The sequence below is a fragment of the Streptomyces sp. TRM70350 genome, from assembly GCF_019219825.1.
Lineage (GTDB): Bacteria > Actinomycetota > Actinomycetes > Streptomycetales > Streptomycetaceae > Streptomyces.
Genome location: NZ_JAHUXH010000013.1, coordinates 1 through 16,845, shown reverse-complemented (window position 1 = coordinate 16,845; position 16,845 = coordinate 1). Strand labels below are relative to the sequence as shown.

15 protein-coding genes and 5 tRNA genes are annotated in these 16,845 nt (G+C 70.4%); 9 read left to right on the top strand and 11 right to left on the bottom strand.

The features are described from left to right. Nucleotides 1-63 precede the first annotated feature (63 nt). Entirely contained in the window at nt 64-546 is a 483-nt protein-coding gene (locus tag KWI83_RS20685) for a DUF4188 domain-containing protein (protein WP_256362584.1), read from the bottom strand. Nucleotides 547-648: 102 nt separating this feature from the next. Here KWI83_RS20685 and KWI83_RS20680 point away from each other — a divergent pair, with 102 nt between their 5' ends. Further along, a complete protein-coding gene (locus KWI83_RS20680; RefSeq protein WP_218515992.1) occupies nt 649-1,296 on the top strand; it encodes a MerR family transcriptional regulator in 648 nt (215 codons plus the stop codon). A 50-nt stretch (nt 1,297-1,346) separates the two neighbouring features. Here the strand turns inward: KWI83_RS20680 and KWI83_RS20675 are convergent. The 9 genes from KWI83_RS20675 to KWI83_RS20635 form a co-directional block, all read right to left on the bottom strand. Next, nucleotides 1,347-1,419 (bottom strand) — tRNA-Glu (locus KWI83_RS20675). A 28-nt stretch (nt 1,420-1,447) separates the two neighbouring features. Beyond that, nucleotides 1,448-1,519, bottom strand: a tRNA-Gln gene (locus KWI83_RS20670). 20 nt (nt 1,520-1,539) lie between these two features. Then, nucleotides 1,540-1,612: transfer RNA gene (locus KWI83_RS20665), tRNA-Glu, on the bottom strand. 33 nt (nt 1,613-1,645) lie between these two features. After that, nucleotides 1,646-1,718 (bottom strand) — tRNA-Glu (locus KWI83_RS20660). 39 nt (nt 1,719-1,757) lie between these two features. Beyond that, nucleotides 1,758-1,829, bottom strand: a tRNA-Gln gene (locus KWI83_RS20655). A 91-nt stretch (nt 1,830-1,920) separates the two neighbouring features. Beyond that, entirely contained in the window at nt 1,921-2,652 is a 732-nt protein-coding gene (locus KWI83_RS20650; protein ID WP_218515857.1) for an HAD family hydrolase, read from the bottom strand. 93 nt (nt 2,653-2,745) lie between these two features. Continuing rightward, nucleotides 2,746-4,230, bottom strand: coding sequence for a glutamate--tRNA ligase (gene gltX / locus KWI83_RS20645; RefSeq protein WP_218515856.1), 1,485 nt, complete (start codon nt 4,228-4,230; stop codon nt 2,746-2,748). After that, entirely contained in the window at nt 4,223-4,999 is a 777-nt protein-coding gene (locus KWI83_RS20640; protein ID WP_218515855.1) for a fumarylacetoacetate hydrolase family protein, read from the bottom strand. The genes gltX and KWI83_RS20640 overlap by 8 nt, the downstream gene beginning before the upstream one ends. Before the next feature lie 127 nt (nt 5,000-5,126). Beyond that, nucleotides 5,127-5,315, bottom strand: coding sequence for a hypothetical protein (locus KWI83_RS20635; RefSeq protein WP_218515854.1), 189 nt, complete (start codon nt 5,313-5,315; stop codon nt 5,127-5,129). A gap of 590 nt (nt 5,316-5,905) precedes the next feature. Between KWI83_RS20635 and KWI83_RS20630 the strand changes: the two genes are divergently transcribed. The 8 genes from KWI83_RS20630 to KWI83_RS20595 all read left to right on the top strand — a co-directional run bounded on the left by KWI83_RS20630 (nt 5,906) and on the right by KWI83_RS20595 (nt 16,489). Further along, nucleotides 5,906-9,706 (top strand): nitrate- and nitrite sensing domain-containing protein, encoded by a 3,801-nt coding sequence (locus tag KWI83_RS20630; RefSeq protein ID WP_218515853.1) that lies wholly within the window; start codon nt 5,906-5,908, stop codon nt 9,704-9,706. Nucleotides 9,707-9,715: 9 nt separating this feature from the next. Beyond that, nucleotides 9,716-10,129 (top strand): roadblock/LC7 domain-containing protein, encoded by a 414-nt coding sequence (locus KWI83_RS20625; RefSeq protein WP_218515991.1) that lies wholly within the window; start codon nt 9,716-9,718, stop codon nt 10,127-10,129. A gap of 111 nt (nt 10,130-10,240) precedes the next feature. Continuing rightward, complete coding sequence (locus KWI83_RS20620; protein WP_218515852.1) at nt 10,241-10,639, top strand: DUF742 domain-containing protein; 399 nt, start codon at nt 10,241-10,243, stop codon at nt 10,637-10,639. Continuing rightward, nucleotides 10,620-11,195, top strand: coding sequence for an ATP/GTP-binding protein (locus KWI83_RS20615; protein WP_218515851.1), 576 nt, complete (start codon nt 10,620-10,622; stop codon nt 11,193-11,195). The genes KWI83_RS20620 and KWI83_RS20615 overlap by 20 nt, the downstream gene beginning before the upstream one ends. A 389-nt stretch (nt 11,196-11,584) precedes the next feature. Further along, nucleotides 11,585-14,839 (top strand): nitrate- and nitrite sensing domain-containing protein, encoded by a 3,255-nt coding sequence (locus KWI83_RS20610; protein WP_218515850.1) that lies wholly within the window; start codon nt 11,585-11,587, stop codon nt 14,837-14,839. Between the two features lie 10 nt (nt 14,840-14,849). Further along, on the top strand, nt 14,850-15,263 hold the full coding sequence (locus KWI83_RS20605) for a roadblock/LC7 domain-containing protein (RefSeq protein WP_004983065.1): 414 nt from the start codon (nt 14,850-14,852) through the stop codon (nt 15,261-15,263). Nucleotides 15,264-15,357: 94 nt separating this feature from the next. Next, a complete protein-coding gene (locus KWI83_RS20600) occupies nt 15,358-15,927 on the top strand; it encodes a DUF742 domain-containing protein (protein WP_218515849.1) in 570 nt (189 codons plus the stop codon). Next, nucleotides 15,908-16,489 (top strand): ATP/GTP-binding protein, encoded by a 582-nt coding sequence (locus KWI83_RS20595; RefSeq protein ID WP_044384251.1) that lies wholly within the window; start codon nt 15,908-15,910, stop codon nt 16,487-16,489. Before KWI83_RS20600 ends, KWI83_RS20595 begins: the two co-directional genes overlap by 20 nt. Nucleotides 16,490-16,588: 99 nt before the next feature. Here the strand turns inward: KWI83_RS20595 and KWI83_RS20590 are convergent, their stop codons facing one another. Continuing rightward, entirely contained in the window at nt 16,589-16,786 is a 198-nt protein-coding gene (locus KWI83_RS20590; RefSeq protein ID WP_218515848.1) for an acyl-CoA carboxylase subunit epsilon, read from the bottom strand. Nucleotides 16,787-16,845 lie beyond the last annotated feature (59 nt).

The following is a 16,845-nucleotide window of genomic DNA, read 5'->3' as shown; positions in this document are numbered from 1 at the left end:
CTTGATCGGGAGGAGGGCCGGCCTCAACGCCGCGGCAGGCCCGTCCCCCGACGTCCGCCCCGCTCACTTCACCCTGAGCCGATCAGCCGCACGGTCGCCGCGCCGGGCGACCGGCACCACCCCGGTGGCCCGGCCCAGGCCGAACTCGGGCATGTTCACGTAGACCGACTCGTAGGACCCGGCGGGCACGACGTACGTCTCGTGCCAGAAGCCGACCTTCCCCTTCCCCTCGCGCAGCCGCCGGTTGAAGGCGGCCCAGGCCGGGCGGTGCCGCCTGTCCGGCGCCGAGGCGTACGCGAGGAGCTTGTCCTTCGAGTCCCAGTACTGCACGACGTACAGCACCCGCGGGAAGCCCAGCAGGTACTGATACCCCAGCAGTCCGCTGCCCTTCTCGCGCGAGAGCTCCGCGAGCATGGGCGGCATGGTCCTGGCGACCGGCCACCAACTCCGCGGCGCCGCGAAGCTGTTGATGCGCATCCCGATGAGGAAGACGACGATCTCGCCCTCACCCGCGGCGGTCATGCGCCCTTCCACCGGCTTGCTCATGATGTCCCCCATCCACCGTCGTTGGATAGCTTCGCTATCCATGCTTGGATAGTGGCACTCCCCAAGAGGGGACGCAAGCGGAAACGCGAACACGGGACGGACATGCGACTGGCGGAGCTGAGTGAGCGCAGCGGCGTCTCCACGGCCACGATCAAGTACTACCTGCGCGAGGGACTGCTGCCGCCGGGCCGCCGGATCACCGCCACCCAGGCCGAGTACGGCGAGGAGCACCTGCGCCGGCTGCGTCTGGTGCGGGCGCTGATCCAGGTCGGCGGGGTGTCCGTGGCTTCCGCCCGCGAGGTGCTCGCCGCGCTGGACGACGACTCCCTGGACCACAACAAACGCCTGGGCACCGCCGTCTGGGCCCTCCCGCACGGCAAACCCGCCGACCCGGACGACCCGGCGACCGAGACGGCCCGCAAGCGCGCGGACCGCCTGCTGGAACTGCTCGGCTGGGGCTACGGCCCCAAGCCCGACGTGGCACCGCCCGCGTACGCGATGCTGGTGAGGGCGATCGCCACGCTGGAGCGGCTCGGATACCCCTGCGCGGTCGAGGACTTGGCGCCGTACGCGCGTACCCTGGGGCAGCTCGCCGTCCACGATCTGGATCTGGTGGAGCGGTACGGCGGGACGGCGGACGAGCAGGTGGAGGCGGCCGTGGCGCTGACCGTGCTGTACGAGCCGGTGCTGCTGGCGCTGCGCAGGCTGGCGGAGGCGGAGGAGTCACGCCGCAGGTTCGGCGGGCAGTGACGCCGGACACGCCGATGGGCCCCCACCGAAGTGGAGGCCCATCGATTGCGTACCCCCGACCGGATTCGAACCGGCGCTACCGCCTTGAGAGGGCGGCGTGCTAGGCCGCTACACAACGGGGGCGTGGACTCTGCGTTTCCGCAGGTCCGAGCTGGTCTACCTGGACTCGAACCAAGACTAACTGAACCAGAATCAGTCGTGCTGCCAATTACACCATAGACCAATGTGGTTTAGACCAGTCAGTACCCCCGACCGGATTCGAACCGGCGCTACCGCCTTGAGAGGGCGGCGTGCTAGGCCGCTACACAACGGGGGCCTTGATCCTTGAAGGACTCCCTCAATGGATCCGTACCCCCGACCGGATTCGAACCGGCGCTACTGCCTTGAGAGGGCAGCGTGCTAGGCCGCTACACAACGGGGGCTTGCGGATGTGATCCGCGAGTGCAGATGAGCTCTGCGAGCTGGCCTACCTGGACTCGAACCAAGACTAACTGAACCAGAATCAGTCGTGCTGCCAATTACACCATAGGCCACTGGAACGCAAGCCCCTGAGGGGATCTTGTTCTAGTTCGCGCTTCCGGTTCCCGGGCTCTCGGCCCGCTCCCCGGCGGCGCAGGAAGAACATTACCTGAAGGTGGACGGGGCTCCAAAACGAGTATCCGAGCCGAGGATCGCGGGGAGTTCGGCGAGCGAGGCGATGCGGTGCGGGCGGGCGGGGGCGTCGGCCCAGGTGTGCGCGCCGTTGCGATCGATCCACACGGACACCAGTCCGGCGTCGGCGGCGCCCCGCCCGTCGATCTCCGGGTGGTCGCCGACGTACGCGACGAGGTGCGGCGGCAGGTCCAGCGCCGCGCACGCCGCGAGGAAGGCGCCGGCCTCCGGCTTGGAGACGCCGAGCTCGGCGGCGCACAGGATGGTCTCGAAGCGGTCGTGCACGCCGAGCACGCGCAGCTTGCGGTCCTGGACGTGGAGGCTGGAGTTGGACAGCACCGCGTGCCGGTGGCTGGCGGCGAGAGCGTCCAGGACGGGCAGGACGTCGGGGAAGAGCGCCCAGGCGGCCTCGTAGTGCCCGATGTACCGCTCGAACCAGGCCTCCGCCTCGGCGTCGGTGAGGTCCCGGCCCAGGAACACCCGCACGCGGTCCCGGCGCTGCTCCTCGAAGGACACCTCACCGGCCGCGAACCGTGCCCACTGGCTGTCGGTGACCGCCCGCCAGTGCGAAAGGGCCTGCTCGACGCTTTCGTAGGCGTCGAGCAGGCCCTCGGTGGCCAGGTGGGCGCTCATGCCCGCGCGGTCCGCGGTCGTGTAGTCGAACAGCGTGTCGTCGACGTCCCAGACCACGGCCCGAATGCTCATGGTCCGACGGTAACCCGGCGGCCGCGGGTCCCGGGCGCGTACGGCGAAAGGGCGGCACCCGCTTCCGGATGCCGCCCTTCGCCTGCGCGTGCGCTACGCCGCCAGCTTCGCCAGCGCCGCGTCGATGCGGGCCAGGGTCCTGTCCTTGCCCAGCACCTCCAAGGACTCGAAGAGCGGCAGGCCGACCGTGCGGCCGGTGACGGCGACGCGGACCGGGGCCTGGGCCTTGCCGAGCTTGAGGCCGTGGGCCTCACCGGCCTCCAGCACGGCCGTCTTCAGCGACTCGGGGCTGGTCCAGTCGGCCGCTTCGAGCTTCTCGCGGGCCGTGCGCAGCAGGGCGTCGGAGCCCTCCTTCATGGCCTTGGTCCAGCTGGCCTCGTCGAAGACCGGCTCCGGCAGGAACAGGAAGTCGACGTTGTCGGTGATCTCGGACAGGACCTTCACGCGGGTCTGCGCGTGCGGCGCGATGGCCTGCCACTTCACCTCGTCGAAGGGCTCCGGGGCCCATGGGGCGAACGGGGCCTGCAGCCACGGGCGGCAGCGCTCCGTGAAGTCCTTCACATCCAGCAGCCGGATGTGGTCGCCGTTGATCGCCTCGCACTTCTTGAGGTCGAAGCGGGCCGGGTTGGGGTTCACGTCCTTGATGTCGAAGGCCGCGACCATCTCGTCCATCGTGAAGACGTCCTGGTCGGCCGAGAGCGACCAGCCCAGGAGGGAGAGGTAGTTGAGCAGGCCCTCCGGGAGGAAGCCGCGCTCGCGGTAGAGGTTGAGCGACGACTGCGGGTCACGCTTGGAGAGCTTCTTGTTGCCCTCGCCCATCACGTACGGCAGGTGGCCGAACTCCGGGATCCGCTGGGCGATGCCCAGCTCGATCAGCGCCTTGTACAGGGCGATCTGCCGCGGGGTGGAGGAGAGCAGGTCCTCGCCGCGCAGGACGTGGGTGATCTCCATCAGGGCGTCGTCGACCGGGTTCACCAGCGTGTAGAGCGGGGCTCCGCTCGCTCGTACGATCCCGTAGTCCGGGACGTTCTCGGGGGTGAAGGTCAGCTCGCCGCGGACCAGGTCCGTGAAGGTGATCGTCTCGTCGGGCATGCGGAAGCGGACGATGGGCTCGCGGCCCTGGGCCCGGTACTGCTCGACCTGCTCGGCGGTCAGCTCGCGGCAGTGGCCGTCGTAGCCGGACGGCTTGCCGGCGGCGCGGGCGGCCTCGCGGCGGGTGTCCAGCTCCTGCTGGGAGCAGTAGCAGTGGTAGGCGTGACCGGCCTCCAGCAGCTTTCGGGCGACGTCCTTGTAGAGGTCCATGCGCTGCGACTGGCGGTACGGCGCGTGCGGGCCGCCGATCTCGGGGCCCTCGTCCCAGTCGAAGCCGAGCCAGCGCATCGAGTCGAGCAGCTGCTCGTAGGACTCCTCGGAGTCGCGGGCCGCGTCGGTGTCCTCGATGCGGAAGACCAGGGTGCCGCCGTGGTGCCGGGCGAACGCCCAGTTGAACAGGGCGGTGCGGACCAGGCCCACGTGCGGGTTACCGGTGGGCGAGGGGCAGAAACGGACGCGTACGGGTGAGCCGGGTGCGCTAGCCACGCTTGACAACCTTGTTGGTGAGAGTGCCGATGCCTTCGATGCTGACGGAGACCTCGTCGCCGACAGCGAGGGGGCCGACCCCTGCCGGGGTGCCCGTGAGGATCACGTCGCCGGGGAGCAGCGTCATGGCCTCGGAGATGTTGACGATCAGATCCTCGATCGGGTGGATCATCTCGCTGGTGCGGCCGAGCTGGCGTTGCTGTCCGTTGACGGTCAGCTGGATGGTCAGGTCGCTCGGTTCCAGGTCGGTCTCCACCCAGGGGCCGAGCGGGCAGGCGGTGTCGAAGCCCTTGGCCCGGGCCCACTGCTTCTCGCGCCGCTGGACATCACGGGCGGTGATGTCGTTGGCGCAGGTGTAGCCGAGGATGACGTCCCGGACGCGCTCGCGGGGCACCTCGCGGCACATACGGCCGATGACGACGGCCAGCTCGGCCTCGTGGTGGAGTTCCTCGGTGAAGGAGGGGTACTGGATCTCGTCGCCGGGGCCGATCACCGAGGTGGACGGCTTGAAGAAGGCGAACGGGGCGTCGGGCACCTCGTTGCCCAGCTCGCGCGCGTGCTCGGCGTAGTTGCGGCCGAAGGCCACGACCTTGTTGGGGAGGACCGGCGGCAGTAGCCGTACCTTGCTCAGCGGCACCTTGGTACCGGAGAGCTGGAAGTCCGCGAACGGGATGCCCTTGATGATGTCGAGGACGAGCTCGTCCGGCTTGTCGCCCTCGACCGCGCCGAAGGCGACGTTCCCGTCGATGGAGAACCTGGCGATGCGCACGGGATCCTTGCGCCCCTTACCTGAACTGGCTGGAGTCTGACGATCCAGGCTAACGCGGCAGGCCCTGGGGCAGGCGCCCCGCGAGACTGGCGTGCGGGGCGCCTGGTGGCGTACTGGGTGCTACGTCCTACTCGGCCGCGACCGCCCCGGCCGGGACGTCCATCAGGACCGTGCGCCGGGGGTTGGCGGTCTGGGCGGGGAGGTCGACGGAGTGCTCCGGGTGGTCCGGGGTCCGCAGCTCGTCGGCGTCCTTGAGGTGCGCCAGCGTGGTGCGCCGCGGGTTGGCTATCGTGCGGAACATCATCGTCGTCTTCACGGTTGTACTGAACCCTGTCGTGTACGGGGCGCCGGAAGCGCCGGTTGGCAGAACGTTGCCTCTTGTAAAGCGTCAGGCTAAACATCCGGTTCCCCGCCGACGGCCCGAAGCGCCATCACGTTCTGTGTGAGTTTGCTCACGTACTCGCACTCAAACCGGTCAATTCAGGCTGACAACTCATGCCAACGAATCGGACATTGACCCCCTGAAGCCCTCATTCCGCTCCTGATCATGGCGACTGGGACACCCCGCACACCCCGGCGACTCGTTCGGTTATGTCCGCTATAAGACGGAGGCCGCTCTACGTGTCGTGACGTCACCCTCACGTGGTGTCACGGAGGTCACAGCCTGACCAACTGGCCTTGTTGGAGATCCTGCACTGTGCTGGAATTCCACGGACCGCCGCAGGATCGAGCCGGCGCGCAGGGGGCGCGAAACAGCGTCGCTCCTGACGAGTGAGCGGCGAGAAGGGGGAGTCCAGCGCCGGTCACTCACGACCACCCGGGTGCGTATTCAGGGCGCGCCCGACGACGCCGACACCGTCCTTCCGTTCACGCGGAGGGGCGCCTGGTCCAGAGGTTGCGACGCTAGTGCAGGGACGTTTCAAGAGGGATGGCAGCGCTTCGGCGGAGCCGGAGCCGCATGGCGGGACCGACCGCGGTTCCTCGCCCCAGCACGCCCAGGGCCCGGGCCCGGCCGCGTCCGGCGACGGCGGTCAGCGCTCGGGGCGCCCCGGCGCGTCCACGGCCTCGGGTCGCCCCGGCGCCTCGGCGTCCCCGGGCTCTTCCACCCCCGCTTCGACGGTGAAGTCGCCGCAGGGCGCGACCGGCCCCGGACCGCGAATAGCCCTGCGCAACTGGCGCATCTCGACCCGCCTGGTGGCGCTGCTGACGCTTCCGGTGGTCGCGGCCACCTCGCTCGGCGCGCTGCGCATCAGCCAGTCCATGGACGACATCGAGCAGCTCGACAACATGAAGCTGCTCACCGACATGACCAAGCAGGCCACCGAACTGGCCGCCGCGCTCCAGGAGGAGCGCGACCAGTCCGCCGGCCCGCTGGCGCACGGCTCCACCGCCAGCGCGATCACGGTCAAGGGCTTCCAGGACAAGACGGACCGGGCGCTGGAGAACTTCCTCAACGCGTCCGAGGAGGTCGACTCCGCCAGCAAGGACGGCAACCTCCAGGGCGTGCGCGACAGCGTGGTCGGCCTGGCCCGGGACCTGAACGGCCTCAACGAGATCCGCAGCAACGCCTACGAGGCCGAGGGCAACTCCACGCAGACCGTGGAGGCCTACCACCGCCTCATCGACCACCTGCTGGACCTCTCGCAGGACATGGCGGAGGCCACCAGCAACCCCGACATGATCCAGCGCACCCGCGCCCTGTCCGCGTTCTCCTCCGCCAAGGAGTACGCGTCGGTCCAGCGCGCGGTCCTGGCGGCGGCGCTGCCGGCCAACAACAAGACCTTCGGCGACCTCTCCGAGAACGACCGGCTCTACGCCCAGTCGGCGCTGGAGAGCCAGGTCTCCGAGCTGCGCAGCTTCTCCAGCATCTACGGCGACGGCGCCGAGGAACTCCTCAAGCCGATCGACCAGAACAACGCGACCATCGAGGCCACCGACAAGTACGCCAGCCGCGCGCTGAGCCGGGAGAACGGCCTGCAGGCCCTGGAGAAGCGCTCGTACCGCGACTGGCTGGACGACAGCTCCACCAAGATCCAGCAGATGAAGAACATCGAGCGCACGCTGCTGGAGGACATGGAGCAGAAGGCGCGCGAGCTGCGCAGCGCGTCGGAGCGCGAGGCGATCATCTCCGGTGCGCTGGTCCTGCTCGTGCTCGGCGTCTCGCTGGTCGGCGCGTTCGTGGTGGCCCGGTCCATGATCCGCTCGCTGCGCCGGCTGGAGGACACCGCGACCAAGGTCGCCCAGGAGCGGCTGCCCGAGCTGGTCAAGCAGCTGTCCGAGTCCGACCCGCAGGACGTCGACACGTCCGTGGAGTCGGTCGGTGTGCACTCCCGCGACGAGATCGGCCGGGTGGCCGCGGCCTTCGACGACGTGCACCGCGAGGCGGTCCGCCTCGCCGCCGAGCAGGCCCTGCTGCGGGGCAACGTCAACGCGATGTTCACCAACCTCTCGCGCCGCTCCCAGGGTCTGATCCAGCGCCAGCTGTCGCTGATCTCCGAACTGGAGTCCCGCGAGGCGGACCCGGACCAGCTGGCCTCGCTGTTCAAGCTGGACCACCTCGCCACCCGTATGCGCCGCAACGGCGAGAACCTCCTCGTCCTCGCCGGTGAGGAGCCCGGCCGGCGCTGGACCCGGCCGGTCCCGCTGGTCGACGTGCTGCGTGCCGCCGCGTCCGAGGTGGAGCAGTACGAGCGCATCGAGCTGGCGTCGGTGCCGACCACCCAGGTGGCCGGCCGTGTGGTCAACGACCTCGTGCACCTGCTCGCCGAGCTGCTGGAGAACGCCACCTCGTTCTCCTCACCGCAGACCAAGGTCAAGGTCACCGGTCACGCGCTGCCCGACGGCCGGGTGCTGATCGAGATCCACGACACGGGTATCGGCCTCTCCCCCGAGGACCTCGCCCAGATCAACGAGCGGCTCGCCTCGCCGCCCACCGTGGACGTCTCCGTCTCCCGCCGCATGGGCCTCTTCGTGGTCGGCCGCCTCTCGCAGCGCCACGGCATCCGCATCCAGCTGCGCCCGTCCGACTCCGGTGGTACGACCGCGCTGGTCATGCTGCCGGTCGACGTGGCCCAGGGCGACAAGAAGCCGCAGGGCAAGCCCGGTCAGGGCGGACCGGGTGGCGGTCCGGCCGCCGCGCAGGCCGCCGCCGGTGCGGCCGCGGCCCGGCGTGGCAACGACTCCTCGCTGGGCGCCGGTGCGGCCGGTGGTGGTGCCCTTGGTGCCGGTGCGGCCGGCGGTGGCCGGCTCGGCGCCGGTCAGGGCCCGCGGGCCGCGCTGCCGGGCCGCGACTCGGGCGGTGCCCCGGGTGCGCCGGGCGGGGCACGTGGACCGCAGACTCCTCCGGCCCCGCAGCAGGGCCGGCCCACCGGTGTGGGCAACGCGCAGACGCCGGTTCCCCCGCAGGGCCAGGACGCCCGCGGCCCCGTGCCGCCGCAGCGCGGCGGTGCGGACGCCGGTGGCGGGCGCGGTCGGCGCGGCCGTCAGCCGCAGCTGCCGCCGCGTGGCGGAGCGCGGGCCGAGCTGCCGGGCGGCAACGAGCCGCAGCAGCGCCCGAGCTGGAGCGACGAGAACGCGCAGCCGCCGGTGCCGCGCGCCGCGCTGGACACCCCGCGCGGCCATGACGAGCAGCGGGACCCGTCCCAGACGGCCCCGATGCCGCGGATCGACGACCGGCAGGGCCCGGGCTCCACGGCGGAGTTCCCGGCGGTTCCCCGTGTCGACGACCGCCAGGCGCCCGGCACCCCCGACGAGTTCCCGCACCCCGGCGCGAACGGGCCGCAGAACAACGGCCAGTTCGTCCGCTCGGACGTCTTCGGCGGCCCGACCGGCCCGGGCAACCCGAACAGCGCCTCCGACCCGGGCCAGTCCGCCGTACCGCGGAGCTACGACAACGGCTCCACCGGCCAGTACCCCGCTCCGCAGCGGCAGGACAACGGTGCGACCGGCCAGTACCCCGCGCCGCAGGGCTACGACCACGGGTCCACGGGTCAGTTCCCGGCTCCGTCGGGTTACGACAACGGGGCTACCGGCCAGTACTCCGGGTGCGACGGCTCCTCCACCGGTCAGCACACACTGCCCGGCGGCCACCGGAACCCCTCGGGCACGGGCCAGTTCGAGCGACCGCAGGGCGACTTCGGTGGCCAGCGGCCGCCGGGCCCGCAGCGTCCGCAGCAGCGGCCCGGCCGTCCGGAGCCGGAGGCCCTGCCGCCCGCGTCGGGTCCCGGTGACGGGCGTACGCCGCTGTACGACACGCTGGAGACGAACTGGTTCCGCGGCCAGGCAGGTCAGCAGGGCCAGCCCGGTCAGCCGCCGCAGCCGGGCCGGGCCCAGCGCCCGCAGGGCGGCTCCGCGCCGGCCCCGCAGCAGCCGCAGGGCCCCTCGGCTCCGCAGGCTCCGCAGCGTCCCGCCGCCCCCGCCTGGCGCAGCTCGCCGAACGACGACCTCGTCCGGCAGGCCGAGCGCGTACGGCAGCCCGCCGCGGGCGGTGTCACCACCTCCGGCCTGCCGCGCCGGGTGCCCCGGGCGAACCTCGTCCCGGGCACCGCTCAGCAGCAGCCGCACCAGAGCGGTCCGCAGGTCTCGCGCGCCCCACAGGACGTGCGCGGTCGGCTGACCAACCTCCGTCGGGGTATCGCACAGGGCCGTCAGGCCGGGTCCGGCCAGACGGGCAGTTTCCCGAGCCCCACTCACCAGCAGGAGCGTTAGTTGAGTCCGATGAGCCAGGCGGCACAGAACCTGAACTGGTTGATCACCAACTTCGTGGACAACACCCCCGGGGTGTCCCACACCGTCGTCGTGTCCGCCGACGGACTCCTTCTGGCGATGTCGGAGGGCTTTCCGCGCGACCGCGCGGACCAGCTGGCGGCGGTCGCGTCGGGGCTCACCTCACTGACGGCCGGGGCGTCCCGGATCTTCGAGGGCGGCAACGTGGCGCAGACGGTCGTGGAGATGGAGCGGGGATTCCTCTTCCTCATGTCCATCTCGGACGGCTCGTCGCTCGCCGTGCTCGCGCACCCCGATGCGGACATCGGCCTCGTCGGCTACGAGATGGCGCTGCTGGTCGACCGGGCGGGAGCCGTGCTCACCCCGGACCTGCGCGCCGAACTGCAAGGAAGTCTGCTCCACTAACGTCCCCGGATCCACCCGTCTCACCACATCACCGTCCGGCCGCCACATTCCCCCCACCGGCCCCCGTCAGACGGCACGACTGACCAACTTGCTGTACCGCCCGGAGGATTCATGACCCCGCCCACCGCCTCTCATGATCCGTACACAGATCCGTACGGGGACGAGGGCGACCAGCCGCTGGTCCGTCCGTACGCGATGACCGGCGGCCGGACCCGGCCGCGCTATCAGCTCGCCCTGGAGGCGCTGATCAGCACCACGGCCGACCCGGCAGCGCTCATGGCACTGCTCCCGGAGCACCAGCGCATCTGCCACCTGTGCCGTGAGGTGAAGTCGGTCGCCGAGGTCTCGGCGCTGCTCGCCATGCCGCTCGGCGTGGCCCGGATCCTCGTCGCGGACCTGGCCGAGGCCGGACTCGTGGCCGTCCACCAGCCGGGCGGCGACGAGAACAACGGCGGTGCGCCCGACGTGACACTGCTCGAAAGGGTGCTCAGTGGCCTTCGCAAGCTCTGAACCGAGAGGTGCCACCACCTCTGCCAAGATCGTGGTGGCGGGTGGCTTCGGCGTGGGCAAGACCACGTTCGTCGGCGCCGTCTCGGAGATCAACCCGCTGCGCACCGAGGCGGTGATGACGTCCGCGAGCGCGGGCATCGACGACCTCACGCACACCGGGGACAAGACCACCACGACGGTGGCGATGGACTTCGGCCGTATCACCCTGGACCAGGACCTGATCCTGTACCTCTTCGGTACGCCCGGTCAGGACCGCTTCTGGTTCATGTGGGACGACCTGGTGCGCGGCGCCATCGGTGCCGTGGTGCTGGTGGACACCCGCCGACTGGCGGACTGCTTCCCGGCGGTGGACTACTTCGAGAACAGCGGCCTGCCGTTCGTGGTCGCCCTCAACGGCTTCGACGGACAGCAGCCGTACGCGCCGGAGGAGGTCCGCGAGGCGCTGCAGATCGGCCCGGACACCCCGATCATCACCACCGACGCCCGGCACCGGGCCGACGCCAAGTCCGCGCTGATCACGCTGGTGGAGCACGCCCTGATGGCGCGGCTGAAGTAACACTCAAGTGGGCGGCTTCGTACGGCAGTTGCCGTAGGTGCCGTCGTCGTGGCAACGGAGCCTGCTGTGGCCTTTGACACGGTCGGCTCCGGTGTTCATAACGTTTCGGCAGAGGAATCGGGTGGTACCGCCACGCGTCGCGGTCATGCGGTGTCGCTGCGCGCACAAAAGCCCCGTCTTTTGACGGGGCTCGCTCTTTATGACCGTTTTATCTGGGGCTTACCTCACAAGGAATCCGCCCTTTCCCATGTTTGGAAGAGCGCAGGTCGACGTGCTGGAATGCCTGAACTGCCCAAAGGTCAAAGACGTACTCAGTGGTCGATGGCGAACTGGGCTCTGAGACACTGCGGCACGACGTAGGTGCCCGCCGCCGAGAGGTTGTTGGTCGAGTGAGGCGAAGCAACAAAGGTCCCGAGCCGCCCGCCCGGGGCAACTTCACCCCGCCGCCGCGCGGAGCGGCGTCCGCCCCCGCTGTGCCCGGTTCGGAGCAGGTGGCCGCGCCCGCTCCGAGCGGCGGCCGTTTCTCCCCGCGCAACTGGCGCGTGGCGACCCGGCTGAACGCGATCCTGCTCATCCCCGTGCTGGTCGGTCTGGTCATGGGCGGCTTCCAGGTGAAGAGCTCGATCGACACCTGGCAGGAGGCCGAGGACGCCGAGAACACCGCGCGCCTGGTGCGGGCCGCGCTGGTCTACGGCAACGAACTGCTCGTCGAGCGCGACGTGACCGCCGCGCCCCTGCTCGAGGGCAAGGGCGAGAAGGACCCGACAGTCGTAGAGGCCCGCGCGAACACCGACAAGGCGGCCGACGCCTTCGACGAGGCCGTCCAGAACATGCCGGACCGGCCCAACCTGGTGCGGCGCCTGGAGCGCTTCCGCGAGGCGGAGCCGCGGCTGGCGGAACTCCGCGCGGCCGCCTACACCGACAAGCTCACGGGCGTGCAGACCGAAGAGGGCTACGTCGATGTCGAGCACCGGTTGCTGGAGTTCGCCAACGAGCTCGGTCTGGGCACCGGCAACATCACCAGCTACGGCCGTACCGTCTACGCCATCTCGCTGACCAAGGGCGCGCTCTCCCTGCAGCGTTCCATCGGCATGCACATGCTGATCAAGCCCGGCCCCGAGACCGCGGACCTGGCCAGGCAGCGCGTCGCCCTCTCGTCGTACGCGTACCTGGAGGGCATCGCGATCCAGGAGTACGAGAGCGGCGGTACCGCGCAGGACATCGCCAAGCTGAGGGCGGCCGAGAAGCAGATCAAGGCCGACGGCGCGAAGATGGCCGCGGAGGCCAAGGCCGAGGACCCGGACTACGTGCCGCCGCCCTCCAACCCCACCGCGATGGTCACCCGGCTCGCCGCGCTGCCGTCCACGGACACGAGCGCACGCGCCGCCCTCGCCCAGCAGGGCGTCACCGCGGAGAACTGGTGGGCGGTCAACACTCTCAAGTTCAACGCGTACAACAAGATCGAGTCGGACCTGGCCGACACCGCGGTGAACGAGGCCTCCGACATCGCCGACGACGCCAGGCGGGACGCCATCATCACCGGCGCCATCGTCGTGGTCGCCCTGCTCGCCGCGTTCATCCTGGCCGGCATGGTGGCCCGCCAGATGAGCCGCTCGATGCGCCAGCTGCGCAACGCCGCCTTCGGCATCGCCGAGCAGCGCCTGCCGATGCTGGTCGACCAGCTTTCGCGCACCGACCCCGGCCGCGTCGACACCCGTGTCTCGCCCATCCCGATCACCTCCACCGACGAGATCGGCGAGGTCGCCCGCGCCTTCGACCAGGTGCACCGCGAGGCCGTCCGGCTCGCCGCCGAACAGGCCCTGCTGAGGGGCAACATCAACGCGATCTTCACCAACCTCTCGCGCCGCAACCAGTCGCTGATCGAGGGCCAGCTGACCCTGATCACCGACCTGGAGAACAACGAGGCCGACCCGGACCAGCTGGAGAACCTCTTCAGGCTGGACCACCTGGCGACGCGTATGCGCCGCAACGGCGAGAACCTCCTGGTCCTCGCCGGCGAGGAGCCCGGCCGCCGCTGGGACCAGCCGGTCCCGCTGGTCGACGTGCTACGCGCCGCCTCCTCCGAGGTGGAGCAGTACGAGCGCATCGAGATATCCGGCGTGCCCGAGGCCGACATCCACGGCCGTGCCGTGACCGACCTCGTGCACCTGCTGGCCGAGCTGCTGGAGAACGCGACCACGTTCTCCTCCCCGCAGACCAAGGTCCGCGTCACCGCGACCCGGCTGCCGGACGGCCGCGTGATGATCGAGATCCACGACAAGGGCATCGGCCTGACCGCCGAGGACTTCGCGGACATCAACCACAAGCTGGCCAACCCGCCGACCGTGGACGCCGCGATCTCCCAGCGCATGGGCCTCTTCGTGGTCGGCCGCCTCTCCGACCGGCACGGCATCCGCGTCCAGCTGCGCCCCTCCGGCGAGCAGGCCGGGACCACCTCGCTGGTCATGCTCCCCGACGCCATCACGCACGGCGGTGGCGGCGAGCAGGCGCCGGAGCGCGAGGAGTTCACCGTCTCGCAGATCATCCCGGAGCAGCAGTTCCAGGGTGAGAACTTCCACCAGCAGCCGATGCGTACGGCCGCCGAGCTCGGCTTCGACGACAGCCGCTACACCGAGGTCCCCGACGACATCCGCGAGCTGGACCCGGTGGGCCGCTCCCTGATGCGCGAGGAGCGCCGCGCGGCCCTGGAGGCCCAGGCCCACGGCCAGCAGCCCGCCCAGGAGCACACCGAGTCCCAGGCGTACGCCGACGGCGGCTACGACGGCCGGCCGGGCCAGCAGGCCTACGACAACGGCCAACAGCCCTACGACAACGGCCAGAACGCCTACCCGGACCAGGCCGCGGCCTACGGTCAGCAGACGGCGTACCAGGAGCAGACGTCGTACGAGGACCAGCAGCAGCGGTCGTACGACGAGCAGTACTACGCGCCGAACGGGCTGCCGCAGAGCGATGGTTTCCCGACCAACGGCGGCTATCCGGAGCCCGGTTATGCGGAGTCGGCCCAGGAGGAGCCCGCGGCGGTCCCGTCCGGGGCGTCGGAGACCTTCTCGGCCTTCGAAGAGCAGTCCTACCAGGGCGACTGGCAGCAGCGCGACGGCTACCAGAACGGGTACGCCGACCAGTACGCTCCCGAAACGGAATCTGCGCAGGCCGCTGACGCGAGTGAGCGGGACCGCGTAGGCTTCGACCGTCCGGAACCGGGCCACACCGCAGGGCACGCGCTGACCGACGCCGGGCTTCCCCGCCGGGGAGCCACCGGTGGCGGCCAGGCGGCGGGCGGGCCCGCGAACCGGGACACGGCGGCCCCTTCGGCGGAGCGCAACGCCGAGGACAGCTGGCGCTCGGCGAACGACGAGCGCTGGCAGCAGGCCGCGCAGCTCCGCAAGCCCAAGGCGGGCGGGGTTACCTCCTCCGGCCTGCCGCGGCGGGTGCCCAAGGCCAATCTGGTCGAGGGTGCCGCGGAGTCGACCCCGCAGGGCGGCCCACAGGTCTCCCGCGCCCCCGAGGACGTCCGGGGCAGGCTGAGCAACCTGCGCCGGGGTGTCCAGCGGGGACGCAGCGCAGGAAGTGAAACGAACGGCCAGGGCTTCGGTCCTGACAGCACCTACAACCAGGAGCGTTAGTGTGAGCCCGATGAGCCAGGCGGCACAGAACCTGAACTGGTTGATCACCAACTTCGTGGACAACACCCCCGGGGTGTCCCACACGGTGGTGGTCTCCGCCGACGGACTCCTTCTGGCGATGTCCGAAGGCTTTCCCCGCGACCGCGCCGACCAGCTCGCGGCCGTCGCCTCCGGTCTGACCTCACTGACCGCCGGCGCCTCGCGCATCTTCGAGGGCGGCAGCGTGAACCAGACGGTTGTGGAGATGGAGCGAGGATTCCTCTTCATCATGTCCATTTCCGACGGCTCGTCGCTCGCGGTTCTGGCGCACCCCGAAGCGGACATCGGCCTCATTGGGTACGAGATGGCGCTTTTGGTCGACCGCGCGGGCACGGTCCTGACTCCGGATCTTCGTGCGGAGCTCCAAGGAAGCCTTCTCAACTAAAAGACAGACGGTGCGATTTCGCGTCCCGTGGCCGTAAGGTTTCGGGACGCGGCTCCACAGCGATGGGTGCCCGGCACAGTCGGAGGAGGAGAAAGTGGCAACACCCCCAAGCGGTTCATCAGGCAACTGGTCGTACGGCCCTGGCCAGGGGCAGAACGACGGTTCCCCGAACCGGTACAACTTCCCCTCCGCACCGAGCCACCGGCAGCCGTACGCACCGCAGGGGCCTGGGCCCTCGCCGTACGACCAGCCGAACGCGCCGCGCGTCCAGCCCGTGCAGCCGCAGCGCCGCACCCCTGAGCCGGCGCCCGCCGGGGCGTCGCACAACCCCCTGGTGCGCCCGTACGCGATGACGGGCGGCCGCACCAGGCCGCGGTACCAGCTCGCCATCGAGGCGCTGGTGCACACCACCGCGGCTCCGCACCAGATGCAGGGTCAGCTGCCCGAGCATCAGCGGATCTGCAACCTCTGCCGGGAGATCAAGTCGGTGGCCGAGATCTCGGCCCTGCTGACGATCCCTCTCGGCGTGGCCAGGATCCTCGTCGCCGACTTGGCGGAGGCGGGCCTGGTCGCCATCCATCAGCCCGGCGGCGACGAGAACGCCGGCGGCCAGCCAGACGTGACACTGCTCGAAAGGGTGCTCAGTGGACTTCGCAAGCTCTAGCGGCGGTCCTTCCCGCTCCACCACCTCCGCGAAGATCGTGGTGGCGGGCGGCTTCGGCGTGGGCAAGACCACGTTCGTCGGCGCCGTCTCGGAGATCAACCCGCTGCGCACGGAGGCCGTCATGACGTCTGCTTCGGCAGGCATCGACGACCTCACCCACACCGGAGACAAGACCACGACGACCGTGGCGATGGACTTCGGCCGTATCACCCTGGACCAGGACCTGATCCTGTACCTCTTCGGTACGCCCGGCCAGGACCGCTTCTGGTTCATGTGGGACGACCTGGTGCGCGGCGCCATCGGCGCGGTGGTGCTCGTGGACACCCGGCGCCTGGCCGACTGCTTCCCCGCGGTCGACTACTTCGAGAACAGCGGCCTGCCGTTCGTCATCGCGCTCAACGGCTTCGACGGACAGCAGCCGTACTCGCCGGACGAGGTCCGCGAGGCGCTGCAGATCGGCCCCGACACCCCGATCATCACGACGGACGCCCGCCATCGCGCGGACGCCAAGTCGACGCTGATCACGCTGGTGGAGCACGCGCTGATGGCCCGCCTGCGGTAGACCCCCGGTCGAACACGAAGAAGGGGCCCCTCCTGACGGAGGGGCCCCTTCTCGGCGTTGGCAACCGGTCGAGGATGGCAACCGGTCGAGCGGCGCAGCCTAGCCGTGCCAGCTGTGCGGGGCGCGGAAGCCCGGCTCGCGTTCCAGGCGGCGCCAGCCGGCCTTGGCGCGGCCTCGGTGGGCCGGGGTGGACGTGGCGGTGTGGGCGGCGGCGCGGGCCAGGAGGATGGCCGTGATGGCGGCGACTTCCTCGGGCTCGGCGTGGCCCTTCTCGACGCGGATGTCAGGGTGGTCCATGGCTGTCAGTCTCCGTGGATGAGGTTTCCGCGGGGGTGCCGCGGAAAGTCCGCTGGGTT